This is a genomic window from Clostridium pabulibutyricum (genome assembly GCF_058242705.1).
Window position 1 is genome coordinate 62,870 of the sequence record NZ_JBZAYZ010000013.1, and the last position, 26,918, is coordinate 89,787.

29 protein-coding genes are annotated in these 26,918 nt (G+C 36.1%); all 29 read left to right on the forward strand.

Annotated features, from left to right (window positions below):
* The first annotated feature begins 8 nt into the window (after positions 1-8).
* The gene (locus AC4CVH_RS13100) at positions 9-2,405 is read left to right on the forward strand and encodes a virulence-associated E family protein (RefSeq protein WP_490788190.1); all 2,397 of its coding nucleotides are present in this window, start codon (positions 9-11) and stop codon (positions 2,403-2,405) included.
* Positions 2,406-2,758: 353 nt separating this feature from the next.
* Positions 2,759-3,046, forward strand: coding sequence for a PDDEXK family nuclease (locus AC4CVH_RS13105; RefSeq protein ID WP_490788191.1), 288 nt, complete (start codon positions 2,759-2,761; stop codon positions 3,044-3,046).
* A 131-nt stretch (positions 3,047-3,177) separates the two neighbouring features.
* Positions 3,178-4,431, forward strand: a complete 1,254-nt coding sequence (locus tag AC4CVH_RS13110; RefSeq protein ID WP_490788192.1) for an SNF2-related protein — start codon at positions 3,178-3,180, stop codon at positions 4,429-4,431.
* Positions 4,432-4,968, forward strand: a complete 537-nt coding sequence (locus tag AC4CVH_RS13115) for a hypothetical protein (RefSeq protein WP_490788193.1) — start codon at positions 4,432-4,434, stop codon at positions 4,966-4,968. It begins immediately after the preceding gene.
* Positions 4,969-5,150: 182 nt separating this feature from the next.
* A complete protein-coding gene (locus AC4CVH_RS13120; RefSeq protein WP_490788194.1) occupies positions 5,151-5,477 on the forward strand; it encodes an HNH endonuclease in 327 nt (108 codons plus the stop codon).
* Positions 5,478-5,496: 19 nt separating this feature from the next.
* Positions 5,497-6,063, forward strand: coding sequence for a hypothetical protein (locus AC4CVH_RS13125; RefSeq protein WP_490788195.1), 567 nt, complete (start codon positions 5,497-5,499; stop codon positions 6,061-6,063).
* A 64-nt stretch (positions 6,064-6,127) separates the two neighbouring features.
* Positions 6,128-6,484 carry a P27 family phage terminase small subunit gene (locus tag AC4CVH_RS13130; RefSeq protein WP_490788196.1) on the forward strand — a complete coding sequence of 119 codons (357 nt, stop codon included), beginning with the start codon at positions 6,128-6,130 and terminating at the stop codon, positions 6,482-6,484.
* A complete protein-coding gene (locus AC4CVH_RS13135) occupies positions 6,481-8,235 on the forward strand; it encodes a terminase large subunit (RefSeq protein ID WP_490788197.1) in 1,755 nt (584 codons plus the stop codon). The genes AC4CVH_RS13130 and AC4CVH_RS13135 overlap by 4 nt, the downstream gene beginning before the upstream one ends.
* A 10-nt stretch (positions 8,236-8,245) precedes the next feature.
* Positions 8,246-9,454, forward strand: coding sequence for a phage portal protein (locus AC4CVH_RS13140; protein WP_490788198.1), 1,209 nt, complete (start codon positions 8,246-8,248; stop codon positions 9,452-9,454).
* A complete protein-coding gene (locus AC4CVH_RS13145) occupies positions 9,447-10,055 on the forward strand; it encodes an HK97 family phage prohead protease (protein WP_490788199.1) in 609 nt (202 codons plus the stop codon). Before AC4CVH_RS13140 ends, AC4CVH_RS13145 begins: the two co-directional genes overlap by 8 nt.
* A complete protein-coding gene (locus tag AC4CVH_RS13150) occupies positions 10,027-11,334 on the forward strand; it encodes a phage major capsid protein (protein ID WP_490788200.1) in 1,308 nt (435 codons plus the stop codon). The genes AC4CVH_RS13145 and AC4CVH_RS13150 overlap by 29 nt, the downstream gene beginning before the upstream one ends.
* An 84-nt stretch (positions 11,335-11,418) precedes the next feature.
* A complete protein-coding gene (locus AC4CVH_RS13155; RefSeq protein ID WP_490788201.1) occupies positions 11,419-11,736 on the forward strand; it encodes a hypothetical protein in 318 nt (105 codons plus the stop codon).
* Positions 11,726-12,031 carry a phage head closure protein gene (locus AC4CVH_RS13160; RefSeq protein ID WP_490788202.1) on the forward strand — a complete coding sequence of 102 codons (306 nt, stop codon included), beginning with the start codon at positions 11,726-11,728 and terminating at the stop codon, positions 12,029-12,031. Before AC4CVH_RS13155 ends, AC4CVH_RS13160 begins: the two co-directional genes overlap by 11 nt.
* Positions 12,024-12,407 (forward strand): HK97 gp10 family phage protein, encoded by a 384-nt coding sequence (locus AC4CVH_RS13165; RefSeq protein WP_378062757.1) that lies wholly within the window; start codon positions 12,024-12,026, stop codon positions 12,405-12,407. Before AC4CVH_RS13160 ends, AC4CVH_RS13165 begins: the two co-directional genes overlap by 8 nt.
* Before the next feature lies 1 nt (position 12,408).
* Positions 12,409-12,744 (forward strand): hypothetical protein, encoded by a 336-nt coding sequence (locus tag AC4CVH_RS13170; protein WP_378062758.1) that lies wholly within the window; start codon positions 12,409-12,411, stop codon positions 12,742-12,744.
* Positions 12,745-12,748: 4 nt separating this feature from the next.
* A complete protein-coding gene (locus AC4CVH_RS13175) occupies positions 12,749-12,916 on the forward strand; it encodes a hypothetical protein (RefSeq protein WP_378062759.1) in 168 nt (55 codons plus the stop codon).
* A complete protein-coding gene (locus tag AC4CVH_RS13180; RefSeq protein WP_490788203.1) occupies positions 12,916-13,755 on the forward strand; it encodes a major tail protein in 840 nt (279 codons plus the stop codon). Before AC4CVH_RS13175 ends, AC4CVH_RS13180 begins: the two co-directional genes overlap by 1 nt.
* A 17-nt stretch (positions 13,756-13,772) precedes the next feature.
* Positions 13,773-14,126, forward strand: coding sequence for a hypothetical protein (locus AC4CVH_RS13185; protein WP_490788204.1), 354 nt, complete (start codon positions 13,773-13,775; stop codon positions 14,124-14,126).
* The gene (locus AC4CVH_RS13190) at positions 14,089-14,334 is read left to right on the forward strand and encodes a hypothetical protein (RefSeq protein WP_490788205.1); all 246 of its coding nucleotides are present in this window, start codon (positions 14,089-14,091) and stop codon (positions 14,332-14,334) included. Before AC4CVH_RS13185 ends, AC4CVH_RS13190 begins: the two co-directional genes overlap by 38 nt.
* A gap of 13 nt (positions 14,335-14,347) precedes the next feature.
* Positions 14,348-18,472 (forward strand): phage tail tape measure protein, encoded by a 4,125-nt coding sequence (locus tag AC4CVH_RS13195; RefSeq protein WP_490788206.1) that lies wholly within the window; start codon positions 14,348-14,350, stop codon positions 18,470-18,472.
* A 1-nt stretch (position 18,473) separates the two neighbouring features.
* Positions 18,474-19,178 carry a distal tail protein Dit gene (locus AC4CVH_RS13200; protein WP_490788207.1) on the forward strand — a complete coding sequence of 235 codons (705 nt, stop codon included), beginning with the start codon at positions 18,474-18,476 and terminating at the stop codon, positions 19,176-19,178.
* Positions 19,178-20,878, forward strand: a complete 1,701-nt coding sequence (locus AC4CVH_RS13205) for a phage tail protein (RefSeq protein WP_490788208.1) — start codon at positions 19,178-19,180, stop codon at positions 20,876-20,878. Before AC4CVH_RS13200 ends, AC4CVH_RS13205 begins: the two co-directional genes overlap by 1 nt.
* Positions 20,868-21,290 carry a hypothetical protein gene (locus AC4CVH_RS13210; RefSeq protein WP_490788209.1) on the forward strand — a complete coding sequence of 141 codons (423 nt, stop codon included), beginning with the start codon at positions 20,868-20,870 and terminating at the stop codon, positions 21,288-21,290. The genes AC4CVH_RS13205 and AC4CVH_RS13210 overlap by 11 nt, the downstream gene beginning before the upstream one ends.
* Entirely contained in the window at positions 21,290-23,140 is a 1,851-nt protein-coding gene (locus AC4CVH_RS13215; protein ID WP_490788210.1) for a glycosyl hydrolase family 28-related protein, read from the forward strand. The genes AC4CVH_RS13210 and AC4CVH_RS13215 overlap by 1 nt, the downstream gene beginning before the upstream one ends.
* 78 nt (positions 23,141-23,218) lie before the next feature.
* The gene (locus AC4CVH_RS13220; protein ID WP_490788211.1) at positions 23,219-24,238 is read left to right on the forward strand and encodes an acyltransferase; all 1,020 of its coding nucleotides are present in this window, start codon (positions 23,219-23,221) and stop codon (positions 24,236-24,238) included.
* 22 nt (positions 24,239-24,260) lie between these two features.
* Positions 24,261-24,539, forward strand: coding sequence for a hypothetical protein (locus AC4CVH_RS13225; RefSeq protein ID WP_490788212.1), 279 nt, complete (start codon positions 24,261-24,263; stop codon positions 24,537-24,539).
* Positions 24,540-24,648: 109 nt separating this feature from the next.
* Positions 24,649-24,963, forward strand: a complete 315-nt coding sequence (locus tag AC4CVH_RS13230) for a hypothetical protein (RefSeq protein WP_490788213.1) — start codon at positions 24,649-24,651, stop codon at positions 24,961-24,963.
* A gap of 11 nt (positions 24,964-24,974) precedes the next feature.
* Entirely contained in the window at positions 24,975-25,796 is an 822-nt protein-coding gene (locus tag AC4CVH_RS13235; RefSeq protein WP_490788214.1) for a glycoside hydrolase family 25 protein, read from the forward strand.
* Positions 25,797-25,849: 53 nt separating this feature from the next.
* Positions 25,850-26,419 (forward strand): hypothetical protein, encoded by a 570-nt coding sequence (locus tag AC4CVH_RS13240; protein WP_490788215.1) that lies wholly within the window; start codon positions 25,850-25,852, stop codon positions 26,417-26,419.
* The last annotated feature ends 499 nt before the right edge of the window (positions 26,420-26,918 follow it).

A 26,918-nucleotide genomic window follows, 5' to 3' on the forward strand; every position in this document is an offset into this window, starting at 1 on the left:
GATACTCCATGCTAAACAATGATAGAAAAATTATAATATCGGCTGCGGGAAGCCGTAAGGCTACCGAATGGCCACAGCAGGCATTATACTGGTCTGAATTTGTAGAAAAGCTTGCAACCCCTGCAAGAAGCACTGAAACCATAGCTGAATATTTAAGTTACCCTAAAAGTAAACAGGACGCACTAAAAGATGTGGGCGGTTTTGTAGGCGGTATTTTAGAAGGAAACAAGAGGAAGGCAGGAAGTGTCAAGGGCAGGGATATTCTTACCCTTGACCTTGACAATATAGAGCCTGGTGGAGCCAATGACGCTTTATTGAGGATAGATGGATTAGGCTGTGCATATGTGGTTTATTCAACACGTAAGCACCAGGAATCAAAACCGAGATTACGTGTTATCATACCCCTTAACAGAACGGTTACAGCTGATGAATACGAACCGTTGGCGCGTAAAATGGGAAGCCTAATCGGTATAGAGCTGTGTGACCCGACAACCTTTGAAGCTTCAAGACTTATGTACTGGCCATCATGCTGCAGCGACAGCCAGTATGTATATAAATATGGTGACAGGCCATTTCTTGACGCTGACGGTATTTTAAAACAATATAACAACTGGCGTGATATGTCAGAATGGCCGGAAGTACCGGGTGCAGCAAAAAGTCATAAAAAACTTGCAGAGAGGCAGGAAGATCCTACAGCTAAAAATGGAATAATAGGGGCCTTCTGCAGAACCTATGATGTCTACAATGTTATGAATACTATGCTTCCAGGAATATATGAACCCTGTGACAATTCTCCTGATAGATTTACCTACACAGGAGGAAGTACTGTAGGCGGTGCTATTGTATATGAAAACGGCAAATTTATGTATTCACATCATGCTACAGACCCCGCGGGTGGCAAACTGTGCAATGCTTTTGACCTGGTAAGGCTTCATAAGTTTAATAACCTGGATGATGATGCAAAACCCGATACACCCGTAAATAAACTGCCATCATATAAGGCTATGTGTGAATTTGCTGTGAATGATACCTATGTGGCCACACTTTTAAATAAAGAGAGATACGAGAAGGTTACCCAGGACTTTGGAACCCCTATAGAAGACAATGCAAACTGGATTAGTAAGCTGCAGGTTAGTTCTACAACAGGTACGCCATTAAAGACTATACCTAATGTGCGTATACTGTTGGAGAATGATCCCCTGATTAAGGGGAGGATTAAAAAAGATGCTTTTGCCGAGCATATAATTGGTGTAGCACCTCTGCCATGGGGAGCACGTGAAAAAGAAGAAGGTACATTCAGATGGACTGATGATGATGATTCTGGACTGCGTGAACATATTGAAAAAGCATTAGGTTTCAGGTCACGTGAAATTATAGATGATGCCCTGAGAAATCACGCTGCCACCAATTGCTATAATCCTGTAATTGAGTATTTAAGCAGCCTTAAATGGGATGGTATTAAAAGACTTAATACTCTCTATATAGATTATTTAGGTGCCGAGGATTGTCAATATATAAGAGACGTAACGAGAAAAGCATTTACCGCAGCCGTGGCGCGAGTTATGACACCTGGATGTAAGTTTGACTATATGACTGTGGTTTGTGGCAGACAGGGCATAGGAAAAAGTACCTTATTCTCAAAAATGGGTCTGGATTGGTTTTCTGACAGCATTAAAACTTTTGAGGGTAAAGATGGGGCAGAGTTATTACAAGGGGTTTGGATTGTAGAAATTGGAGAGCTCGAAGCATTTAATAAAACCGATATAAAAGCTGTAAAGCAGTTTTTAAGTAAAAAAGATGATCAATACCGCGCTGCTTATGCTAGAAAAACAGAAAAGCATTTAAGGCAATGCGTGTTTTTTGGAACAACTAATGACCACGATTACTTGAGGGACCCAACAGGTAATAGAAGATTTTGGCCTGTAGACGCAGAAATCCAAAAACCAACTAAATCAATATTTAACGATCTGGATAGTGAAGTGAATCAGATATGGGCTGAAGCTGTTGTAAGATGGCAGCTGGGTGAAACCCTGTGCTTATCTCCTGAGATGGAAATTGAAGCTGAAAAGCATAGGGATTTGCATCTTGAAAGGGATCCATTGCAAGGTCAAATAGAAGCGTTTTTAGAGAAGCAAATACCAAATGATTGGCAAAAATGGGACCTGGACCGCAGGCGTATGTTTTGGTCTAATGGAATCAATGGTGATATAAAGCTTGTTAAGAGAGACAGGACCTGCGCACTTGAGATATGGAAAGAATGTTTATGCGAAAATAAGAACATGCCTAGAACTGAGGCGAGAAGGATTAATGCAATTTTGGAAGCGCTAAAAGGATGGAAGCGATCAGATACAATGAGATTTGGGGCAAACTATGGAAAGCAAAAGGGATTTAGACCAGTAAATTAATGGTAAAAATGGAGATTAAAAATGTCCACTAGCCAGAAAAAAGTGTCAACTTTATAGGCTGAATGTCCACTTTGAAAAATTGTAACAGTAAAACAAATGTCCACCTTGTCCACCAAAAATATTTAGAAAGTTGACATTTTGGTGGACACTAAAGCACTTGAAATACCTTATATACAGATGTATGTCCACTAAGTAACTTTGATTTATATATAAATAGTATAAATAAATAATATAGATATATATATGTATGCCTAATATGCCTGTACACGTATATATATAGAGAAAAAAGGGTGACTTAGTGGACATTTCAAATTTAGAATTTCCAATTTTAATTTAAAGCAGGTGAGTAAATTTTGAGAGAAAGAGATATTGAAAAATATTTGGTAGATAAAATAAAAAATGCAGGAGGAAAGGCATATAAATTCATTTCTCCAGGAAATGCAGGAGTGCCGGACAGATTGGTTTTACTTCCGGGAGGAAAAATAATTTTTGTAGAACTTAAGGCACCCGGTAAAAAGCCAACGGCATTACAGCTTGTACAGCATAGAAGAATACGGAATCTAGGGTTTAAAGTGTTGATTATAGATAATAAACAAGCTGTAGATAATTTGATATGCAGAAGTGGGGTGATGCCCTTATGATGTTCAAACCACATGCCTATCAAAGATATTGTATAAGTAGAATGATTAAAGATAAAGCTTTAGGCCTGTTTTTGGACATGGGTTAATTAGGCTTAGGGAAAACGGTAATAACACTTACAGCGATAAACGATTTGAAATACAATAGATTTTTAGTGGCAAAAGTACTTGTTATAGCACCAAAAAAGGTTGCAGAAGCTACCTGGAGCAAGGAAGCACATAAATGGGACCACTTAAAAATGCTTAGAGTTATTTCAGTGCTGGGGCCCAAAATCAAAAGAATTAAGTCCCTGAATACACCGGCGGACATATATGTGATAAACAGGGAAAATGTCCCCTGGCTTGTGGAGTATTACAGGAATGCATGGCCGTTTGACATGGTGGTTGTAGATGAATTTTCAAGTTTTAAAAATCACCAGGCTAAGAGATTTAAGTCCCTCACATGGGTAAGAAGCCATATACAGAGGCTTGTGGGGCTTACAGGAACACCGGCACCGAACGGGCTTCTGGACATATGGGCACAGATTTATCTCTTGGATGAAGGTAAAAGGCTGGGCAAGAGGATAACACATTTCAGGGAGAGATATTTTGAACCGGACCAGAGAGACAGGGACCACGTATTTACTTATATGCCGAAACCGGGAGCGGGAAAAATAATCCAACGACTGATAGGGGATATATGCATAAGCATGAAAGCGGAAGACTATCTGGAACTTCCAGACTGTATTTCAGTTGATACCCATGTAGTTCTGGATGCGAAAGCAGAAAAGGCCTATAAAAAGCTTGAAAAGGAAATGCTGCTTGAGGTTGATGAAAGCACTATTGACGCAGGTACCGCGGCGGTACTCACAAATAAGCTTCTGCAGCTTTGTAATGGTGCTGTGTATGATGAAAATAGAAATGTGGTACAGATACACCATTGCAAAATTGATGCACTTATGGAGCTTGTGGAAGGTCTTAACGGGCAGTCGGCACTGGTATTTTACAACTTCCAGCATGACCTTGTGAGGATCCAAAAAGCACTTTCCGGATTGAAGCTGAGAGTAAGACAGCTTAAAAGTCCACAGGATGAGGATGACTGGAATAACGGAAAGATTGATATACTGCTTGCCCATCCAGCAAGCTGCGCATATGGATTGAACCTTCAACAGGGTGGGCATCATGTTATATGGTTCGGGCTTAATTGGTCACTTGAACTATACCAGCAGGCAAATAAAAGGCTTCACAGGCAGGGCCAAAAGGAGAAAGTTATAGTCCACCATTTGGTAGTTGAGGGCAGTGTTGATGAAGATGTCATAGCGGCCTTGAAGGATAAAAATAGTACCCAGGATAAGCTTATGAATGCGTTGAAAGCAAGGATAGAAAAATATAAAAGTGAGGTGGTATAGATGGATTATGAGGAAGCTGTAAAAATTGGGATAAGAGAAGGAATAAAGTATATCAAAGAGCAGGAATATTATAAAACTAAAAAAAGATATGACCGAAGATTAAGAAATACCAGGTTACTTCTCAAGCACTACAGAGATTTGAAGGTACATGATGGCTTGGTAGATAGGTCAATATCCAGTATTTATAAAGAAAATGCAATAGATACTTTGGATGATGTTGAATCTGTAGATGATGAAGAGCAATATATACAGGCTGTAAGTAGAACTAAAATAAGGACAGCAATTATAGTAAGGCATATTAATAAGTCTTTGGGATATTACAAGGCTGTATGTTTGAAGGGTGGAGATATTAAGAAACGAAGGTACAGTATTATTAAATACATGTATATTGATCCAGTTGAAAATAACATGATACCAACTTATGAAGAGGCTGCAACTCATTTTGATATAATTGTTAAAACAGTAGGGAGGGATATAAGAGCAGCAATTGAAGATTTAAGTATATTATTTTTCGGGATAGATGGACTAAAACTATGAAAAAGTGTCCTTGCTAAAATCTGTATAGGCTAGTGATAGAGCCAAAGTACTTTAGATTTAATAGGTTAAAAAGTGTCCTTTTATGTGGGATTGACGTACCTTTTATAATGATGTAATCTGGTATTAAGTAAAATTATAAATGTAAGCGTGCAACGGCACTTGGATTAATTCCAGGTGTCTTTTTGCGTGTAAGGAGTGATACCCTGAGCTTTTATAAATCTTATGCATGGAGACATAAACGTGAGAGAGTACTTCGGCGTGATAGTTATCTATGTTGTGAATGTAGGCGGTATGGCCGTAGTACAGCAGCAACTACAGTACATCATATTGAACCACTTAAGGATAAACCAGAACTAAGGCTTGAAGGTAATAACCTTATAAGCCTATGTAACAAGTGCCATGAGCAGATGCATGATAGAGATACCAATACACTGACACCATTAGGTGTTGAATGGGTAAGGAGGAAGAACCGGGGAGTTATCAAAAGGGAATCAAGAAGAGCGTTGTAGACAACTTGTTAAGACTACATTGGATTTATGGGACGGCCTGGGCATAAGTAAAGAAATGACAAGAAGACTATTGTCCAATGAACTTAAGGATGATAAAGCATTAAGTATATTCATAACTGATATAAAGAAAGTATATAAGCCTTGTACAGATGGGTGGGGTCAATGGTGGGATGAAGAGCTTAATGAATGCAAGGTAGGTTTTGTATTGAATAAGGAGATTGCATGCGAGATACGGGTACCAATTAGATATTGTGATGAATGTAAAGAGCAAATAAGGAATTATATAAAGTGTAAGATAATAGGGGGGCGTCAAGTAATGGAGAATATAAAAGCTGAAAAAGCAGAACAACAGGAAGAGAAGAAGGAATATGAAATTAATATTTTATATAAAAATGGTGTGAGTGAAAGCATAAGAGTTGAGCTGGATAAGAAGACTTTGGATAATCAATTACAAGTCATAGGGATGTGCTATAAGGAAGACCAGGCAGGATTCCTGCTGCTTAATGGAACTTTTGTTAAGATATCAGAGACATGTCGGATTGAAACAAAAGAAATCCCCCCTATCCCAGACCCAAAAGAAGAATAGTCGTAGGAACGGGCTAGGGTAACCTTTTCCAATAGAGCAATGTTTTTAGCAAGGGGGTGTTAGGGTGGTAAAGACAAAAAGGGCTATGGAAAATCAGGTAAAAAGAGAAATGAAAAAATTGGGAACTTATAAAAAAGAGTATGACCAGATCATAAAAATCTATGCTGGCATGCTCTGGCAATACCAGGTTTTTGAAAATCAGTTTGAGGAATCCGGATACCAAATAACCGAAGAGTACACAAATAAAGCCGGTGCCACCAATGAAAGAAAAGTCCCTCTTTATACTGCCATGGAATCCTTAAGAAAAGACATAGCTTCTTATTCTGACAAATTGAGATTGAATCCCAAATCTAACAGTCCTAACGGCGGTGTTGGAAAGAAAAAATCCAAGCTGACCGAAGTTTTGAGCGGTATGGAATGAAACAATATAAAAACTACGACATTGTAATGGAGTATGCTAAAAGCATTGTTGAAGGTAGGAAGATAGCTTGTAAGGAACAAATTCAAGGCTGTCAGAGATTTCTCAAGGATTTAGAAAACCCAGCTTATGAATTTAATCCGCATGATGCAGAGTTTGTTATCGGCATTATTGAAAAAACTTTTGTCCATGCTCAGGGTGAAAAATTAGATGGTACTCCATTACGTGGAACACCATTTTTATTAGAATCGTTTCACAAGTTCCAAGTATATAATCTTTTAGGATTCTATTACAAGGGTACGAAGATAAGGCGTTTCAAAGAGGCGTTTATTTTTATACCCAGAAAAAATATTAAAACAAGTTTTGCTGCCGCTTTATCCTGGGCATTAGGTTTACTACAGAGAAAGAGTGGAAGTAAAATTTATATTGTTGCTGCTGCCTTAAAACAATCTCTTGAGAGTTTTAATTTTATAAATTTCAATTTGGATCAGATGGGTGAGAAAGAAAATTTTCGTGTTATAGACAATAATCAGGAACATAGTATACAGGGTGAATTTGAGGATGGTTCATTATATATTCAAGCGCTCGCGGCAAACCCAGATAGACAAGATTCCTTGAATTGCAATACGGCCATAGCCGACGAGCTGCATGCATATAAAACACCGAAGCAATATAACATTATCAAGGAAGCCATGAAAGCTTATACGAATAAATTGATGATAGGAATAACCACGGCTGGGGATGATATGAACAGCTTCTGTTATAAGAGGCTCCAATATTGTAAAAAAATACTTGATGGCACTGTAAAGGATGAAGCCTACTTTGTTTTTATATGCAAGGCTGATGAAGACCCTGAAACAGGAGAAGTTGATTATACAGACCCCAAAGTGCATGAGATGGCTAACCCTGCTTATGGTGTTTCTATAAGGCCAGAGGACATAATGAATGATGCTATGCAGGCACAGAATGATCCGCAGCAAAGAAAAGATTTCTTCGCAAAATCTTTGAATATATATACAACTTCTATGAAGGCTTATTTTAATATAGATGAATTTAGGAAGTCTGATGGTAAATTTAATTGGACAATAAAGGATTTATTAAAATTACCTATAACATGGTTTGGTGGTGCTGATTTATCTAAACTTTATGATTTAACTGCATCTGCATTGTATGGTACCCATAAAAAAGCTTATAAGGATGAAACTGGAGAATATCATGACGTGGACATAATAATTCCCCATGCTTGGTTCCCTGTAGTGGCAGCCGCAAGAAAAGCAGATGAAGATGGTATTCCACTCTTCGGCTGGAAAGATGATGGCTGGCTTGATATGTGCAATAATCCTACTGTAAATTATGCTGATATTGTTAATTGGTTTATTAAAATGCGTAAAGCAGGATTTAAAATAAAACAGGTTGGTCATGATAGAAAATTCTGTAGAGAGTATTTTATAGGTATGAAGAAAGCAGGGTTTAGAATAATTGACCAGCCACAGTATTTTTATAAAAAAAGTGAAGGATTTAGACATATAGAGGCTAAGGCAAAAGATGGAGATTTGTATTACTTGCACAGTGAAGCTTTTGAGTACTGTGTTCAGAATGTACATGCTATAGAAAAGACTGATGATATGATACAGTATGAAAAAGTAGAACCAACACAGAGGATAGATATTTTTGATGCCTCTGTTTTTGCATGCATAAGGATGCTTGAGAATTTGGAGAAAAAAAGTTCTGCTGAAAAGTGGTTGAAAGGATAGGAGGTAGACTATGGCAATATTTAACTGGGGTAAGAGAAAAAGAACTAGAGCAGAGCCAAAACAAAAAAGAAGTGAAATTGGTTGGCTTTTATCTGATGATGCATATAGTACCTTATGTGTTCCGGGATATACAAGACTTGCAGATAATCCGGAAGTTCAAATTTGTGTTGGAAAAATAGCTGACCTAATATCCTCCATGACAATATATTTAATGCAGAACAAAGAAAATGGAGATGTAAGGATACAAAATGAACTGTCCAGAAAAATTGACATAAATCCATACAGCCTTATGACCAGAAAAACATGGATGTATAATATTGTTTACACAATGCTTTTAAATGGTAAAGGAAACTGTGTTGTATATCCTAAAATGGAAGATGGCTATATTGGTGAGCTTATACCTTTAAAACCTTCTCTTGTAAGTTTTGTTGATACTGACACAGGATATAGGGTACTTTATAATGGCAAGTCCTATAATTATGATGAGATATTACATTTTGTTATAAATCCGGACCCTAACAAACCCTGGATAGGTAGAGGCTATAGAGTGGCTTTGAAGGATATAGTTAATAACTTAAAGCAAGCTACAGCTACTAAAAAAAGTTTTATGTCCGATAAGTGGAGGCCTAATATTATTGTTTCTGTAGATGCAGAAACCGAAGAAATCGCAAGTAAAGATGGTAGAGAAAAGGTACTTAATAAGTATATTGATGAAACCGAAGGAGGTAGGCCCTGGATTATCCCGGCGGACTTGATTAAAGTTGATACAGTAAAGCCTCTAAGTCTTAATGATTTAGCTATAAATGATGCCGTAGAAATAGATAAAAAGACAGTAGCAGGGATATTTGGTGTACCTGCTTTTTTTGTTGGCGTTGGTTCTTTTAACAAAGAAGAATACAATGCTTTTATTAATTCAACGATTCTTCCTATGGCTAAAGGGATAGAACAGGTTTTAACAAAAGGGTTACTTTATAGTCCTGACTTGTATTTTAAATTTAACTCCAGGAGCTTATATGCTTATGATATTAAAGAACTTGAGAGTGTAGGGGCAGACCTATATGTTAGAGGTGTGATGCTTGGTAATGAAGTACGTGACTGGCTTGGCATGTCTCCACTTGAGGGTCTTGATGAAAGAGTTATCCTGGAAAACTATATACCGGCAGGTATGATAGGGGAACAAAAGAAATTAAATGGAAATGGTGGTGATAGTGATGGATAAAAATGTCCCACAAACAAGAAGTGTGAATTTTGAAATGTGTAAGTTAAAGACAAGGGCTGAGGGTGACACTGATAAATTTATTGAGGGCTATTTTATAGTTTACAATAGAGAAACAGAATTGTGGCCTGGTTATTTTGAACAGGTAGCGCCGGAAGCATTAAATAATACACTTGGTAATGATATAAGGGCATTAATAAATCATGATACGACTCTTGTGCTTGGTAGAAATAAAGCCAATACTCTTGATCTTAAAAGTGACGGGCATGGACTTTTTGGGAGCGTGAAAATTAATCCGAATGATATTGATGCTATGAACCTGTATGAAAGAGTCAGCCGTGGTGATGTAGACCAATGTTCTTTTGGCTTTAATATTGGTAATGAGGAAGATGATTTCAGAGAGGATGGCACTATTCATACGATTTTAAAAGAGATTGATTTATGGGAGGTTTCAATAGTAACTTTTCCTGCCTATGAGGAAACAGGAGTACAGGCTAGAAAAAAAGATATTGAGCAGCAGAGGCAAAGACAGCTTGATGTTAGAAAGAAAAAATTGAAAGAGAGGTTGAAGAATTATGGCAATAAGACAGTTAATGCTGAGTAAGAAAATAGAACAGAGAAAAGCAGCACTTGCTGAACTTTTGAAAACTGAAACAGACCTGAATAAAAGAACAGCAGATCTTGAAAAATCCATAGAAGAAGCAAAAACGGATGAAGAAATTGCCGCGGTTGAGGAAGAAACTGACAAGCTTGACAAGGATAAGGCTGATTTTGATGAAAAGAAAGGCAAACTTGAAGGTGAAATTGCTGACCTTGAGGGGGAACTTGAGGAATTAAATAGTAAGGAACCTAAAAATGAGCCAGAGCCAAAATCAGCAGCAAGAAACAGTGTGGATTTTCCCAATACTAGAGGAGGTTTAAGAATGATGGGTAATAGATATGAGACCAGGGAACAGATGATTGAGAGGTTGAACAGGGAAGATGTGAGAGATTTTTATACTAGGATTGCCGCACTTGCTAAAGAAAAAAGGGCGGTAAGTGGAACAGACGTTATTATTCCAGAATCTGTTATTGATATGATACAAACTAGATTAGGTGATTATTCCACTTTATACCCAGAGGTAACTGTGCAGACCTTAACTGGTACGGCAAGGGTGATAATGGATGGCGCGATTCCAGAAGGAATATGGACAGAAATGACAGATGCAGTGCAAGAGTTAAGTACCGCATTTTCACAGACTGAGTTAGATGGATTTAAGGTTGGTGGTTTTATTCCTGTTGCAAACTCTATACTTGAGGATAGTATGATAAATCTGGCAAACTATATTGAAACGAGACTTTCCATGGCTATTGCAAAGGCACTTGATAAAGCAATACTTACCGGAGCGGTAGCAAGTAAACAACCTACAGGAATTATTACGGCACTGGGAGAAACTGGGCTTGAAACACATAATGTAACTTCTGATGGTACATTAAAAGATATAGTTTCTCATATGTCCGTTATTGATGATGGTGATGATGGTGCTCCAATAGGTGAGGTTATTGCTGTGATGAGAAGGGGACTTTATTATGCCAAAATAGCACCACAGACATTTTTACCCACCGCAGACGGTCGGCTTGTAATTCAAACGGCACAGTCTCCAAGACTTCCAGATGGTACAAGAATAGTGTTCAGTCAGTACATGCCTGACAATACTATAATACTTGGTGATTTTAAGAAGTATTTGCTTGGTGAAAGAAAGGGTGTTCAACTTGCGGTATCGGATCAGGTTAGATTTATAGAGGATCAAACCGTATTTAAAGGAACTGCGAGATATGATGGCAAACCTATTTATCCGACCTATTTTGTAAAGATAGCTATTGAAACAGAAGAAACTCCCTAATGCTCCCCAGGGACTAGCTTCTAGTGATGTAACAAGTACAAGCGTGAAGCTTACCTGGAACTAGAAATTATAGGGGGTGCTTAAATGAATATAGAAAGTATAGTATCTCTGGTTAAAGCGAGATTAGGAATAACTTCTACTGTTAGAGATACTTATATAACGGCCATTGTAAATGCTGTGGTGAAGGAATTGGAAGATGAAAAAGGCATTGTTTTAGAGCCGGACAATGCCAATCATCTTCTTTTTTGTGTTGATTATGCTACATGGAAATACCAGAATAAAAATACCGTTGATACTATGAAATATCAAGCTGGCAGCATTGGTGGAGCTATGCCAAGATATCTACAATATGAATTGCACAATCTTATGATTCATAATGGTGGTGGTTCTAGTGACGTATGATTATGAATTAAAATTGGTTCAAAAGGGTACTGGATATGATGACATAGGTAATCCAATACCTGTAGAAAAAAAAGTACCTATCTTATGCGGGAAAAAGTCTATAGGCAGAACTGAATTTTATGATGCTGCCGCAAATGATTTGAAGCCAGTTATTGTATTTGAGATACATGCTTATGAATACAATGGTGAAACAGAAGTTGAATTTGAGGGCAAAAGATACACAGTAATGAAAACCTATGAAGTAGATTTTGAAACTCTGGAGCTCACATGTGAGGTGAAGAGAAGTAATGGCTAAAAATGTGAAAGTAGATCAATTTGCTGACGAAATGGTGGATTTGATAAAACAATATACGGATGATGTTAGCAATTCCATTGAAAAAAAAGTTGACAGTGTAGCGGATGAAGTACTGGAAGAAACTATAAACCTTGCTCCTAAAAGAACAGGTAAATATGCTAAAGGATTTAAGAAAACTAAGCAAGGTTACAGGGATAAGGTTAAGAGAATAATCTGGAATAAAAAAGATTATAGACGTGTGCATCTTTTGGAATTTGGTCATGCTTTGTGGCAGGGTGGAAGAGCCAGGGCTTTTCCGCATCTCCGCCCTGCTTACGATAAATTTGGTGCTAGATTACCAGATGATATTAAAAAGATTATAAGGAATGGTGGTTAAAATGACACAAGCTCAATTATATCAAGCTCTTAAGAGTATTGGATTCCCCATAGCATACCACCACTTTGAGGGTACTGATCAAAATCCAGTTCCTCCTCCACCATATATTGTATATCTGTTTTCCTACTCTTCTGATTTGATAGCTGACAATATAAACTATGCGGAAATAAGTAATTTCCAGGTGGAATTATATACAACTAAAAAAGATTTACAGAGTGAAGCTCTGGTTCAAAATAAATTAAAAGAACTAGAGTTTCCTTATTCTAAAATTGAAACATGGATCGAAAGTGAAAAAATGTACCAAGTGATATATGAAATTAAATTAATAGGGAGTTGATGAAATGGCAGAGAGCTTGTCTGTAAAAGTTTCTTTGAAAGATACAGATATTTTCAAGGAGTTTGTAAAAATAGTGCTAGATGTCTTAGAAGATGGAAGGGTTCCGGTTGATGTAAAACACAAAATTAGAGACAGAGTAAAAGAATTAACTAACAAGGAGGATGAGAAATAATGAGCGAGAACAAGGTGACTTTCGGATTGAAAAATACACACTATGCAGTTATAACCGGCAAAGATGAACAAGGTAATCCCATTTATGGAGTGCCTAAGCCCTACCCTGGTGCTGTGAGCCTATCCCCAGACGCAGAAGGAGACCAGAACGTATTTTATGCAGATGATATAGCCTATTATGTTGTTGATAGTAACAACGGCTATAGCGGAGACTTTGAAGCTGCTGACGTACCGGACGATTTTAAGATAGATGTTCTTGGATATATAAGGGATAGTAATGGAATGTTAGTAGAAGTTGCAGATGCACAAAGGAAGAGCTTTGCCCTTATGGGAGAAATAAGCGGAGATGTTAAACAGAGAAAATTTATTTATTATAATGTCACTTCTGGCAGGCCTACAGGTGATCTAAATAGTAAAAGCGATAGTACTGAACCAGATACCAAGACTGTAGCTTTAACAATGACACCTATTGAAATTAGTGGTAAGCAAGTAGTAAAAGGTAAAATCGAGTTGAATGATACAAATGCAGAGAAATTTAATAATTTCTTTGATGCGGTTCTGCTTCCTGATTTTGTAACTGTTCCAGTCACCGAAATAACTTTAAATAAAGCAGAAACTTCCCTTGCCGTAGGTGCAGATGAAACACTGGTTGCCACAATAGCACCAGAAAACGCAACTGACCAGGGTGTTAATTGGATATCTTCTGACCCTACGAGGGCCACTGTAGATAGTGCTGGAAAAGTAACAGGGATTGCAGCAGGAACAGCAACTATAGTAGCTACTGCACACGGTGATAGCAGTAAGATAGCAGCTTGTACGGTAACAGTTACAGCACCTTAAGGGGGGGGGGTATTTAAATGAGAGAAATAAAGTTAGGTGATAAAGAAGTAAAGATAAGAGCCACACCGTTGGCTCTTTTGTTTTATAAGCAGGAATTTAAATCCGATCTAATTGGTTCTATAGTGGCATTTGAAAAGGTCAAGGATGATATTTCTAAAATAGATTTGTTATCGGTACTTCAAATGACTTGGGCTATGGCAAAAGCTGAACAGTTTAATGATAAAAAATCTTTTCCCTCTTTTGAAACGTGGTTATCCGGATTTGAAAATGTAGACTTTACTGACCAGGATTTTCTTGTGGCTGTAATGGAGGAAGCCACAGACGGTTTTTTTCATGGAGCCGGAGCAAGATTCCCAAAACCAGCAAAATGATGATGAGCCGCTAGATGAAGATATTGAATTTGTAATTATAGCTATGGCAAAAAGGGAACATTTAAGTCTTGAGGAATTAAACTTATTTAGGGTAAAGGATTTTTTCAAATTCTCCCAAAAATATGGTGATACTTTTGATACCAAGAAAAATAAAAAGAAAGCTAGAAGAAGAGCAACACAAGCTGATATAGATAAGTTTTATGGCTAGGAGGTGAGAATATATGGCTGAGACAATACGAGGAATTAACGTGGTTATAGGAGCTGAGACTACAGGACTAGGAAAGGCTTTAAGTGATGTAAATAAACAGAGCAGATCAATTCAAAGCGAGTTGAGGCAGGTTAATAAAGCTCTAAAATTTGACCCTTCTAGCACAACGCTTTTAGCACAAAAACAAGAACTTTTAAGTAAATCCATTGAAACTACCAGGCAGAAGTTAAATCAGTTAAAAAGTGTTGAGGAACAGGTTAATCAACAGTTTGCCAGTGGCAAAATATCTGAGGGCCAATATAGGGCTTTCCAACGTGAGATAGATATAACACAAAGCAAGCTGAAAAACTTAGAAAGCCAGCTAAAAAGTACAGGCCCAGAACTTCAATCCTTCGGAGAAAAGGCAAATGCCGCGAGCCAGAAGCTGAATGGTATTGGTAAGACTGCCGGGGACTTAGGAAAGAGCATGACCCTGGGACTTACGGTTCCAATTGCAGGGGCAGCGGCTGCGGCTGTAAAAGTAGGAAATGATTTTGAAACCTCTATGAGCCAGGCGGCAGGAGCACTTAACAAGCCCATGGCACAGATGGGAAGCTTGAGAGATTTAGCACTTAAGACAGGGCAAGAAACACAGTTCTCCGCAACAGAAGCAGGAAATGCTATAACTGAACTTGCTAAAGGCGGCTTGACAGAGGCGCAAATAAAAGGTGGTTCTTTAAAGGCCACAATGGATTTAGCGGCTGCTTCCAGCATGGATTTAGGTACCTCAGCAAATACAGTTGTTCAGGCCATGGGTGCCTTTGGACTTTCTGCAACTCAATCAACCCAAGCTGTAAATGCCTTGGCAGGCGCTGCCGCCGCATCAAGTACGGATGTTGAACCTCTTAGTGAGGGACTTGCTCAGTGTGCGGCACAAGCACATCTTGTGGGTTGGAGTATACAAGACACTACTGCGGTCCTAGGCGAATTTGCGGATGCAGGAGTTGTTGGCAGTGATGCAGGTACTTCTTTAAAAACCATGTTGCAGAGGTTAGGAGCACCAACAGATACTGCCGCCGCTAAGATGGCAGAGCTTGGCATAAATGTGTGGGATGGTAGCGGGCATATGAAAAATGCGGCAGGTATTGCCCAAGAATTACAGTCAAAAATGAGTGGACTTTCCGACGCGCAGAAACAGGCTGCTATGAATACAATTTTTGGGAGTGATGCTACAAGAGCTGCAAGCATCTTGATGAACAATGGTGCTAAAGGCTTATCAAAATATACAAAAGCGACTAATGATCAGAGTTCAGCCTCCCGATTGGCAGCAAGTCAGATGGGGGATACAAGTAAAGCTATTGAGCAAATGTTTGGCGCCCTGGAAACAGCGGCTATAAATGTTCAGGAGGCTCTGGCACCGGCTATAACAGCTATTGCCAATTTTGTTGGTAATTTAGCCACAGCATTTAGTAATTTGTCTCCAGTAGCTCAAACAGTTATTTTAGCAGTGGCAGGGATAGCCGCAGCGCTAGGACCGTTACTTTTAATTTTGGGCGGAGTTTTTACCGTTATGGGTACCGTAGCAGGGGCTATTGGGGTAGTTACTACAGGAGCTACAGCTGCCACACCAGCTATTGCAGGATTATCCTTAGTTATCAGAGGGGTAATGGCTGCTTTTACTGCAATAACGGGTCCCATAGGTATTGCTATAATGGCTATTGCAGGTATAGGGGTAGCAATTTATGAATCAATCACACACTGGGATACATTAAAAGGAACTATAAGTACTTTTATAGCTAACCTTCCAGCATTAATTTCTACCGCAGTTACAACTATATCACAATTTATAACAACGCTAGTTAACATTATAACCACGAATTTACCTCAAATTTTGGCTATAGGTTCACAGATAGTAACTAATATAGTGACAGCTATAACAACATACCTGCCACAGATATTAAGTGTGGGAGGGCGGATTATAACCACTGTAATTACTGCAATAATTAACAACCTGCCGCAATTAATAAGTACAGGTTTGCAAATAATAACTACATTAATAACTGGAATAGTAAATAATATATCTCAATTGATTACTGTGGGTACCCAGCTAATAACTAAAATAGTAGAATCAATAGTTAACAATTTACCACAGATTATAGATACCGCAACTCAAATAATAACAACATTAGTAACCGCAATATCATCAGCTCTGCCAAGCCTGATAGCGGCAGGTCTTGCTATTATGTTGGCTTTAGTATCTGCCATAATTCAAAATTTGCCTCAGATAATAGATTCTGCAGTAAAGATAATAACAACGTTGGCAAATGCCTTAATACAGAACTTACCGCAAATAATTGCGGCGGCTGTGAAAATTATTCTTATGCTAGCGCAGGCATTAATTCAAAACCTACCTAAAATTATTAGCGCGGCAATACAGATTATAGTAGCCATAGTAAAAGGCCTTGCTCAAGCACTTCCACAGCTTGTATCTTATGCCCCTAAAATTATTAGTGCTCTTGGAAATGCTGTAAAATCATTAGCAAGTCAAGCCATACAATGGGGCCAGCATTTAATACAAAACCTTATAGACGGAATAAAATCCAAGTTTGGGCCATTAGGTGACGCTGTAGCTTGGATTGCAAATAAAATAAGTTCTTTACTTCATCATACTACACCGGATGAGGGCCCACTTAAAGATGATGACACTTGGTTTCCCGATATGATGAAAAACTTTGCGGATGGTATAAATAATAATTCTAATAAAGTTATATCTGCAATGGATAATATTGTGAAGGGTATAGCTGATAAGGTAAGCATAATAAAAGATGTTTTTGAAGGTATGGTGACAAATGTTAATTCGTGGCTTGGTGATTTTTCTGAAGCATTGAAAAATGGTCTAAATGATGCATCTTTCTATATAAACAATAGTGCAATAAAATTAGGAACTACACTGGCAGATGCGGTTATGCCAGAAAGAAATGCAAGGTCTAAATATTTTTCCGACTATAGTAATGGTGTTATAACAGCAGACAGGGTAGTTACTGAACTTGATGGCTCTATTTCTCAGCTTCAGACTTCTACAGGGGACTATAAAACTGACTTAAGAAATTTGCTTGGGGCTATGACAGACCAATCTACAGAGATTAATATACTGACTTCTGAATACAATAAACTGGCAGCTCAATATGGAGCTAATTCTGATAAGGCCATTGAAGCATTGAAAAAAGTACAGGATTTAAGAGATGCTTACCAGAAAACCGGAAAAGATATACAAGATCTTACTGACAAATTTAAAGACACTGAAATCGACAATGTAAATGATGTGAATGACAAAATCAAAGATGCCCTGAAGCAGAGATATGAAGACGAAAAAGACGCAGCAGAAAAACAGGTTAAACTTGCTACGGATACACAGACCAAACTTTTGCAGGCGAAAATAGATGCTATAAGTGACCAGGAGAGTAGTCTTGACAATCAATACGCTGATGAAGATGATGCAGACAAAGAAGCTGAATTAAGACGCCAGTTATCCATGCACTGGGGGGCTGAAAAAAGGCAGGAGCTCCAGGATGAGCTTGATGACCTGATAAAAACCCGTGATAGGAGGCACCAGAAGGAACAGCTTGATCAACAGAAACAGAGTTTACAAGACCAGATTGATGCCATAAAGGACCAGCAGGATCAAACATTATCTTCCCTAGATGATTTTTACGACCAAAAACTTTCGGATGCGAATTTAGAAGCAGAGGCAGAAAAAACTCTTATGAACAGTAGTCAGCAGGAACTTGTGGCCCTACTCCATAACTACGGTGAAGATTATAAGCTTGCGGGGCAGGATTTGGGTACAAGGCTGGTGGAAGGATTCCAAGGGCCTTTGACACAGTTACAGGCCATGTTTGACAACCTTAAGGCTGCTATATCCGAAGTACAAAATTCTGGAATCATACCAACATCTGCAAGTTTACAAAGTGCAGCAGGTTCTTTGAATCTGGCGGCCGCTGCTACTTCTGGAGTGCAGAGTATCAATCTGGAAGCTTCTCAGCCTGCGACCATAGTAACCAATACTTATCTGGATAGTAAGCAAGTGGCTAAGACTATAACTCCTTATGTAAGCAAGATACAAGGTAAAAATTTGGTACTAGATAAAAGGGGGCTTTAGTATGTATGGGATAACTTTTAATGGTAAACACAGCTTAAAAGATATGGGCCTATATGCAGAAGATAAAACAATAAATGCTCCTTCTAAAAAGAAAATAACGGATAGTGTCCCATTTATGCATGGCCTTTATGATTTCTCTACTGCAGGAAGTAATGGAGAACAGGTATATGATACTAGAACTATTACTGTTACCCTTAGAATAATAGCCTATAACGTAGAAGAGTTACACATAATATATAGGCAAGCTTTAGATTGGTTAATGGATTCCAGCAAACAGAAGTTACAGTTTGACTTTATGCCGGAGTTTTATTTTATGGGGGAGGTACAAGAAGCTCCGGATTGGGATAAGTTTTTGCGATATGGTTTATTAACTGTAGATTTCGTATGCGACCCTTTTAAATACAGCACGAGTTACATGGGTGATGATATCTGGGATACATTTTGTTTCTTAACTGACTACACGCAATACACGAATACATTCGAAATAAATGAAGAAACAACAGTAGTTATGTATAACAATGGGAGGCTTATAACTCCAGTTATAAACTGTTCTTCTAATATGGGTTTGGATTATGAAGGCAAATCCTATAGTTTAAAAGCGGGAGATAATAAGCCATGGGGGCTAAAGCTGCAAAATGGAAGAAATGAATTAACGTTTTCCGGAGACGGGACAATAAAAATTTTATTTAGATGGGAAGTTTTATAATGTATTCCGTAACTTTAATAAACGATAATACCGAAACCATAATACATTATCCAGATCCTGAAGCGCCAAAAGTTATAGAACCAAAAATTAATTTCAAAAGAAGCCAGGCTGGAAGTTTAAGTTTTACCATATATCCCAATAATCTAGGATACAATTTGATAAACAGGTTTATAACAAAAGTAAAAGTAACAGATACGAGAGATAATAAAGATATATTTATAGGCAGAGTTTTTACAGCTGTTAATGGCATGGCTGATAGTGGTATGTTGACTAAAGATGTTGTGTGCGAAGGCGCTATGAACTATTTGAATGACACCAGGGTAGGAAGCGAGATATATGAAGATAAGACCGCACAGGAAGTTATACTAGATTTTTTAAATGCACATAATAATTCTGGCATTGAAGATTATAAAAAAGTCTATCCCGGTGTTATAAACGTAGATGATTGGCTATTTTTTACCAGTGATTTTGAAACAACTCTGGAAGCCATACAAAAATATGTAGTTAATAAAAATAAAGGTATATTGCAGTTTAGGACAGAAAATGGAGTTAACTACCTGGATTATTTAAGTAATGCACCTGCTGATAAAATTGTAGATGTTAATCTTGGAGAGAACTTAAAAAGCCTAAGTATAGATGATAGTTCTGTTTTTGGAACAAAAATTATTCCTGTAGGTGCTAATGGCCTGACTATAGAAAATGTGAATGATGGCAAGAACTATTTAGAGGATTCTGTTGCGGTAGCTAAATATGGAATTATATATCAGAAGGCTGATTACTCCGATATTGAAGATGATGAACAGCTAAAGACAGAGTGTCAGGCAGACTTATCCCAGTATACGCAACCCACAGGAAGTATTGAAATGTCTGCATTGGATTTAAGTACTTTAACCGGTATTCCTACTGATAGTATAGATATTACAACGTCTGTGCATATTGTATGCCCTCTGCTTGGTGTGGATGATGTATACAAGGTGGCCGAAATGGAAGCAGATTTATCTCAGCCCTGGAATCCAGCTCTTACATTGTCTAATAAACCTACAGAATTAGAGAGCTCTATAAATGATATTCAATCGGACAATGTAACTAGAATGGCTACCTATGGTGGTGTACAGCTAGGTTACAGATATGGAATGAGAGTTGTAAGCCATGACAAGTCTGTAGAAATACTTTTGAATGGGCAGGAAGGATTAAAAATAACTAAAGATAGCATCCAGAAATTTTATATAGATACGGATGGTAACCTGGTAATGGATGGCATACAGCAAATAACTAAAAACGGAAAAACGATAATAACAAATACCTTTAATAACAATGGTGGGTTGTTTGAGATTTTTGATAATAATGGTAATTTAAATGTTTCTGTAGGCTCCGAAAGTGGTAGTGGTGATAATGTTGGAGGTACGTTTAATTTATATAATGATGATGTAAGCAAAAAGAGAGTTGACCTCGGAATTGTGAAAGATGGTGACTATGGAGTTGCACAAGTACATGATACTACAAATAGAGTAAGTACAGGTATATATGGAGATAAGCCAAATTCATTTGGAGCAGGTCTTTATGTTTTTGACGATAGTGGAGGTGTTATATCCTATTTAACCGAACGAGGTGGAACTATAAATTATGAGCCAATAGCAACTAGAGACTGGGTAGAAAATTATGTGTCAAGCCATAGTGGAGGTGGTACAAGTGGCAGTTGATGTTAACCAGGAGATAGCTCTCATTTTGCAGGCTATATATGGTAAACAAGTAAGAGGTTCATTGGGAAATGGAATCAAGAAAATAGCTGACGAAGTTAATAAATTTGAAAATGATACTACCAAGCAGCAAAATGACTATGAAACTGATGTAAATAGCCAATGGTCTAACTATAAACAAGACATGGATGCTGATGAATCTACTAGGCAGAGTAATGAGAATACAAGAAAATCTAATGAAACAATTAGGTTGGCAAATGAAGATACAAGACAAACTGTATATACTGGATTTAGAGATATGTTAAATACATCTCAACAAATTGGAAGGCTTCCCTATTTATTTGATGGAGGAGCCTTTGGTGATAGTGGAGATACTGGAACATGGACTTTAAGTATGGATGGAGGTAGTTTTTAATGGCAGATAGTATACAATTTAGAAAAGGCTTAAGAAGTACAGTAAAACCATTGCCTGTGGGTATGCCTGGATTTGTTACGGATGAACAGCGACTTTTAATAGGGAATGGTGATGGCACAAATGCAGAGCTTCCCAACAAGGCAGACATAGACAATATTAATTCGCAAATGGCTGATATGGTGACTTTAAATGCAAAGCACTTACCTTTATCATTAGTATCTTTAAAAGGTGATGGAGTTACAGATGATACAGAAGCATTACAGGATGCAATAAACTATTTAGCTAATATTGGTGGAGGAAAATTATTGTTTCCTAAAGGGATCTATATGTTAAATGGGGAATTACAAGATCCAGATAATTATAACTCAATTATAAAATTACCATTGGTTGATTCTCATACAGAAAGCCATATAACAATACAACTCGAAGGAAGCTTTACACCTACTACAGCTTATTCAGAAACTTTTAGTCAACCTGTGTACAAGGATTGTGCTGTAATTTACTCAAAAACTATAGATAATTCATCTAGTACAAAAGCAAGCGTTATAGGTTCACACAAAACAATTAGAAATGGTATAACTTTTATTGCACATAATTTAATACTCAGACAACCTAATAATCCAACATTAAAAAATTTACAACTAAGAAAAGTTGCTAATATTATATTGGACAATATTGTAAATGATGTGGATTGTGGAATAACCAATGATATACAATTACCAACACATTCAAATGCAATAGCTGTCGATTTACCAAGCGAAAACAATTTTGGGTTAGTAAAATTAAGAAATTTTTATGCTGTAGGATATTATGGTGGGTTTAAAACCTGTGAACATGCTGACTTGGATAATATTTTCATACAATGTTGTTACGCTGCATGGATATTAACACAAGGATATCATTTCAATAGGTGCGGTAAAATTCTAATTCAATGGTGTAAATACAATATTTACTATGATTCAACAGATGATAGCGATCTTGGTGGTCCAAATTGTACTTATTTAGACATACAAGCTTTAGATATAGAATATTTAACATCTGGAATATGGTCATTAATTAGTTGTATTTATGACCCAGACAATCAAATATATGGTAAAATTAACACCTTACACGAAATACTAGGTGGAGTAGGCTATTCCCCAACTATAATAGAAAAATGTAAAAATTTATATATAAAATATAAATATAATAGTGTTAATTTACAAACACTAGCAACTAATAATATTATAGGTACATTATTGTTACAACCTAATACTATATATGCACTTAGTGATAGCACACCTGATGGAATTGAAATAACTATTAATAAATTAGATTCTTCTAATTTAAAAAATGGGGAAAAAGTTTATTTTGTATGTAAAAGTAATATTGCAAAGACTTTTATTTCAATTTCAGGAAATGTTGCAAATGACAGCTCAGCAAAATTTCCCATTTCTCCATATAATATTGGTGTATTATATAACAATAATGATATAGTTATACCGTTTATATGCACACTAGATGGAAGTAATAATTATAATATTAGACCTACTTTACCAAATTGTATCAGTTCAGCCATAAAAGTAATAGATAATACGATAAGTGAAATTGTACCAATACAAAACAGAATATATCAAGTAAATACTTCATTGCCAGTAATTATTAGTTCTATTGATTTAAGTAATTTAAAAATTGGTGATATATTTTCATTTATGTTATTGTCCGACGACCCACAAAGCTCTATAACCATAAATAAAAATGATAACTTTATTGCTCCATCAAATTACATTATATCAAAAGATACTGCAAATAATAAAATACTAATAGATTTTGTAAAAATAAGTGAGATACAATGCATTAGAAAATTATAGCAGTAATATATAAAATTGAAAATTACCCAATAATGTGGTAATATGTCTTAATGTAGTACTATTTGGGGGATTGATTTTATGAAAAGAAACATTAGGCTGGATTTATTAAAGGTAATGGCATGTTTTGCGATTGTAATTATACATACAACTGGGATAATAACAAAAGATTTTAATAATAACTATACCATTATCCATACGTTTCACTATTTTGCATTATGCGCGGTGCCTTTATTTTTTATGGTAAACGGGAACTTATTACTTAATAAAGAAAAAATGGATTATAAATATATATTTAATAAGATAAAAATTATTTTAATAGTAATGTTATCGTGGAATATTTTGTTTTCTCTAGCTAATTTAATTATAAAAAAAGAAATAACTAATCCCATTTATTTCACCATATTGAATTTAATTCAAAAAGAATATTTCTGGCAGTTTTGGTTTTTCGGTTCATTAATAATTATCTATTTAATGTTGCCAATAATATACTCATATTTTAAAAATACTAAAATGGCTTTATATCTTACTGGAATTTTCGTAATTATTTCTTTAATCGTTGATCTACTAAGCCTAATTAGAAGTGCTCATGGCAATTCTATAATACAAGTAAATGTTATACAAACATTTAGATTATGGACATGGTTTGCATATTATTTATTAGGCGGATTATTAGGCAAAAAACAAATTAAAGATTATATTTATATGAATATAAAACCAAAACTAAATTGGATTATACTTATTCTATCATTCGTAATAGTTAATGTTTACAACTATATGATAAGCCACTATTTATATAAACTACCAAATTTAGAATATATGTATGATAATATTTTTACATTTATATATGTCATTAGTTTATTTATTTTAGTATATAGACAAAACCTTTCAAAATATGATAAAATTATAGAATTTATGGGTAAAAATATTATGGGAGTTTATATAATTCATGTTACTATTTTAATAGTATTAACTCATTTTTATAAGTTTAATACTATAATAACTAATATACTTTTAGTATTTATGGTATTCATAATATCTTTAATTGGGTCTGAAATTATTCGCAGAATACCTATAGCAAATAGATTAGTTAAATTATAAAAGTAAAAAGGTGTTGTTTGGTATGAATAAAATTACTATTAGTAAACTTAATAATGGCAAGTTTAAATCTAAAATAGATAGTACAGTATCTCCTGTGGTTATAGCAGCGATTGCAAATTCTAAAATTTTAAGCAAAGATAATACGTATGTTATTGATATTGATGATAAAGGAAATTGTACTATTAAGTCTACAGAGGTTGCTGGAGCCGTAATGACTGAAATAGAAAATTATTTAAACAATACAATAAATCAATCTAAGCTAAATAAACAAAATAAAAAACTTCCAGCAACTTATACCTGATAAAAAATAATAAAAATTCTCAATAGAATATTAACGCGAAGTAAGAGGATTAAGGATTTAGATTAATTTCTAAGTCCTTTTTTAATATAAAAATTTAAGGAGGCTTGAGATGAATGAGAACTGCAGGGACTGCCCTTATATCCAAAATTTAGAGGACAGAGTTGGAAAACTTGAGGGAGCTATGGAAGGAGTCGAAAAAGATGTGTCTGAAATAAAAGTAAATTTAGCATCAAATAAGGAACAGGTCAAAACTATATTTGAGAAGCTAAAAGAAATTAAAGACAGTATTGTAAAGCTATCTACAGATATAAAAAATATACAGTTAGAACCAGCCAACAATGCTGAAAAAATTAAAATAACTATTATAACCTCTGCTTGTTCTGGAATTATCGGAATAATACTGGGGTTAATTTTTTCAAAATAAGGAGGAGTTTCATGATTAAAGGTGTTGATATAAGCAACCTTAACGGTAATGTAAATATGAATATCTTGAAAAATGCAGGATATCAGTTTGTATTTTGCAGAGCCACAGAGGGTACTTCTGGAACAGGATCGCGAGATGAAAAATATCATATTAATATAGAAAACGCCAAGAAAGCAGGGTTACTTACTGGAGCATATCACTTTTCACATTTTGCAGACAAAGCCAAAGAACTTACTGAAATAGCTAATTTCCTTGATTTTATAAAAAACACGAATCCAGACATAGTTATATTGGATGCAGAAAACAACTGCACTGGTGATATTACAGACTTATGTATAGATTTTTTAGACAAAGCATCTATAGTGGGACAGCCTTTGTTCTATGCAAATCCAAGCTGGATACAGGAACATTTAAATTCTAAAATAACAAAGTTTCCTTTGTGGGTTGCAAATTATGGTGTTTCCAAACCAAGTTTTACGTTGTGGAAATACTTTACCGCATGGCAGTATTCAGAGAAGGGACAGATATCTGGAATAAGTGGATATGTGGACCTTAACTATATGGATGACAACTTCTTTAAGGTTGTGAAAAACAAGAAAATAAGTACAGCTACAAAGGTTGAAACTCCTGTAAAGACATATGACACAAGTATACCCGAGGGAGATAATATTTTTAAGATACCGAAGCTCAAAGCATATATCGAAGAGACTGCAGATGGTAGAATTGCAATTCATCTGGATAGAGGAAACTATGTGGCTATAGGCCAGGGTTTTATTGATGCATACTGGAACGACAACAAAGGGAAATCAGGAAACAAGAGAATATCGGGTTGATTATAGAGCTTAAGGCTCTTTTATTTTATAAAAAATTTATGGAGGTAAATAATATGATAAACGTAAATGATATTTTAGCAGTAGGTGGGGTTCTAGTAGGAGTATGTGGAGGAATAACAGGCGTTGTTCCATACCTAAAGAAAAAAGGTGTTAATGGAGAAGGTATACTTAAGACCACAGAGAATACTTTAACAGCAGCAGAACCACTTATCCAGGTAGCAAAGACAATACCCGGTTTGAAATCAAGTGCCGAGTTGGTGGACTTCATGGAGCAGAAAGCCAAGGCAGGAGTTAAGGCCGCAGAACAGTTATACCATGCTGGAACCTTGCAGAACAACGAAGAAAAATTTAAATCCGCACAGGAAACAGTTTATGCTGCACTCAAAGAAATAGATATAACTCCAACAGACAATCAAAAGAAATTGATAGATGACTTTATACAGGAAGCAGTGAATGACCTTGGACATGCCACGCCCACAGAAGCAGAAAAGAACGCACAAATTCAAAAGGCGCAGCAGGATCTGGTTACTGTAAATGCGGAAAACGCACAACTGAAACAAAAGATTGCTAGTATACAGAGTACTGTAGACACGGCTATAACCTCAGCAACAGTTGAAAAATAGATAAACAAAACAAAGCACTGTAGTTCCTACTACAGTTGCACAGAAATAATTATTGCCCCGGGAGACCGGGGCTTTATTTTTTTACAACAATTGCAATCATTTTCAAAAAGATATATAATAATTAAAAATAATACATTAATTTGCCTTCAACCTAATTTTAATAGCGCTATCCAATCTAAGTAGAACTCTGGGGTTTATCCGGGGTTCTACTTTTTTAGGATTGTATGAATATATCTACACAAAAATGTAAACAATATAAGTATAAATGATTATTCCTAAATAAATTTTAGCAAAAGATTTACAACAAACATAACCTTTCTAAATTATAATTTTCTAAAAATAAAGTTCTAGTTAATCCTAGGGCTTTATTTTTTGTAACATTTTATAATTCCATTGTATATTATATAGTGTAAGCAAGCCGTTGATTTATATAAAATAATCCACTGTGTTAATGGCAAGAGTAGTCACTTAATTAAAAATAAAGTTCTGATATTATGTC

Coding starts and splice junctions, on each gene's coding strand:
- AC4CVH_RS13100 (WP_490788190.1), top strand. CDS start 9: ATGCTAAACAATGATAGAAAAATTATAATATCGGCTGCGGGAAGCCGT.
- AC4CVH_RS13115 (WP_490788193.1), top strand. CDS start 4,432: ATGGATTATGAGGAAGCTGTAAAAATTGGGATAAGAGAAGGAATAAAG.
- AC4CVH_RS13135 (WP_490788197.1), top strand. CDS start 6,481: ATGAAACAATATAAAAACTACGACATTGTAATGGAGTATGCTAAAAGC.
- AC4CVH_RS13140 (WP_490788198.1), top strand. CDS start 8,246: ATGGCAATATTTAACTGGGGTAAGAGAAAAAGAACTAGAGCAGAGCCA.
- AC4CVH_RS13145 (WP_490788199.1), top strand. CDS start 9,447: ATGGATAAAAATGTCCCACAAACAAGAAGTGTGAATTTTGAAATGTGT.
- AC4CVH_RS13150 (WP_490788200.1), top strand. CDS start 10,027: ATGGCAATAAGACAGTTAATGCTGAGTAAGAAAATAGAACAGAGAAAA.
- AC4CVH_RS13155 (WP_490788201.1), top strand. CDS start 11,419: ATGAATATAGAAAGTATAGTATCTCTGGTTAAAGCGAGATTAGGAATA.
- AC4CVH_RS13165 (WP_378062757.1), top strand. CDS start 12,024: ATGGCTAAAAATGTGAAAGTAGATCAATTTGCTGACGAAATGGTGGAT.
- AC4CVH_RS13170 (WP_378062758.1), top strand. CDS start 12,409: ATGACACAAGCTCAATTATATCAAGCTCTTAAGAGTATTGGATTCCCC.
- AC4CVH_RS13175 (WP_378062759.1), top strand. CDS start 12,749: ATGGCAGAGAGCTTGTCTGTAAAAGTTTCTTTGAAAGATACAGATATT.
- AC4CVH_RS13180 (WP_490788203.1), top strand. CDS start 12,916: ATGAGCGAGAACAAGGTGACTTTCGGATTGAAAAATACACACTATGCA.
- AC4CVH_RS13185 (WP_490788204.1), top strand. CDS start 13,773: ATGAGAGAAATAAAGTTAGGTGATAAAGAAGTAAAGATAAGAGCCACA.
- AC4CVH_RS13190 (WP_490788205.1), top strand. CDS start 14,089: ATGGAGCCGGAGCAAGATTCCCAAAACCAGCAAAATGATGATGAGCCG.
- AC4CVH_RS13195 (WP_490788206.1), top strand. CDS start 14,348: ATGGCTGAGACAATACGAGGAATTAACGTGGTTATAGGAGCTGAGACT.
- AC4CVH_RS13200 (WP_490788207.1), top strand. CDS start 18,474: ATGTATGGGATAACTTTTAATGGTAAACACAGCTTAAAAGATATGGGC.
- AC4CVH_RS13205 (WP_490788208.1), top strand. CDS start 19,178: ATGTATTCCGTAACTTTAATAAACGATAATACCGAAACCATAATACAT.
- AC4CVH_RS13215 (WP_490788210.1), top strand. CDS start 21,290: ATGGCAGATAGTATACAATTTAGAAAAGGCTTAAGAAGTACAGTAAAA.
- AC4CVH_RS13220 (WP_490788211.1), top strand. CDS start 23,219: ATGAAAAGAAACATTAGGCTGGATTTATTAAAGGTAATGGCATGTTTT.
- AC4CVH_RS13225 (WP_490788212.1), top strand. CDS start 24,261: ATGAATAAAATTACTATTAGTAAACTTAATAATGGCAAGTTTAAATCT.
- AC4CVH_RS13230 (WP_490788213.1), top strand. CDS start 24,649: ATGAATGAGAACTGCAGGGACTGCCCTTATATCCAAAATTTAGAGGAC.
- AC4CVH_RS13235 (WP_490788214.1), top strand. CDS start 24,975: ATGATTAAAGGTGTTGATATAAGCAACCTTAACGGTAATGTAAATATG.
- AC4CVH_RS13240 (WP_490788215.1), top strand. CDS start 25,850: ATGATAAACGTAAATGATATTTTAGCAGTAGGTGGGGTTCTAGTAGGA.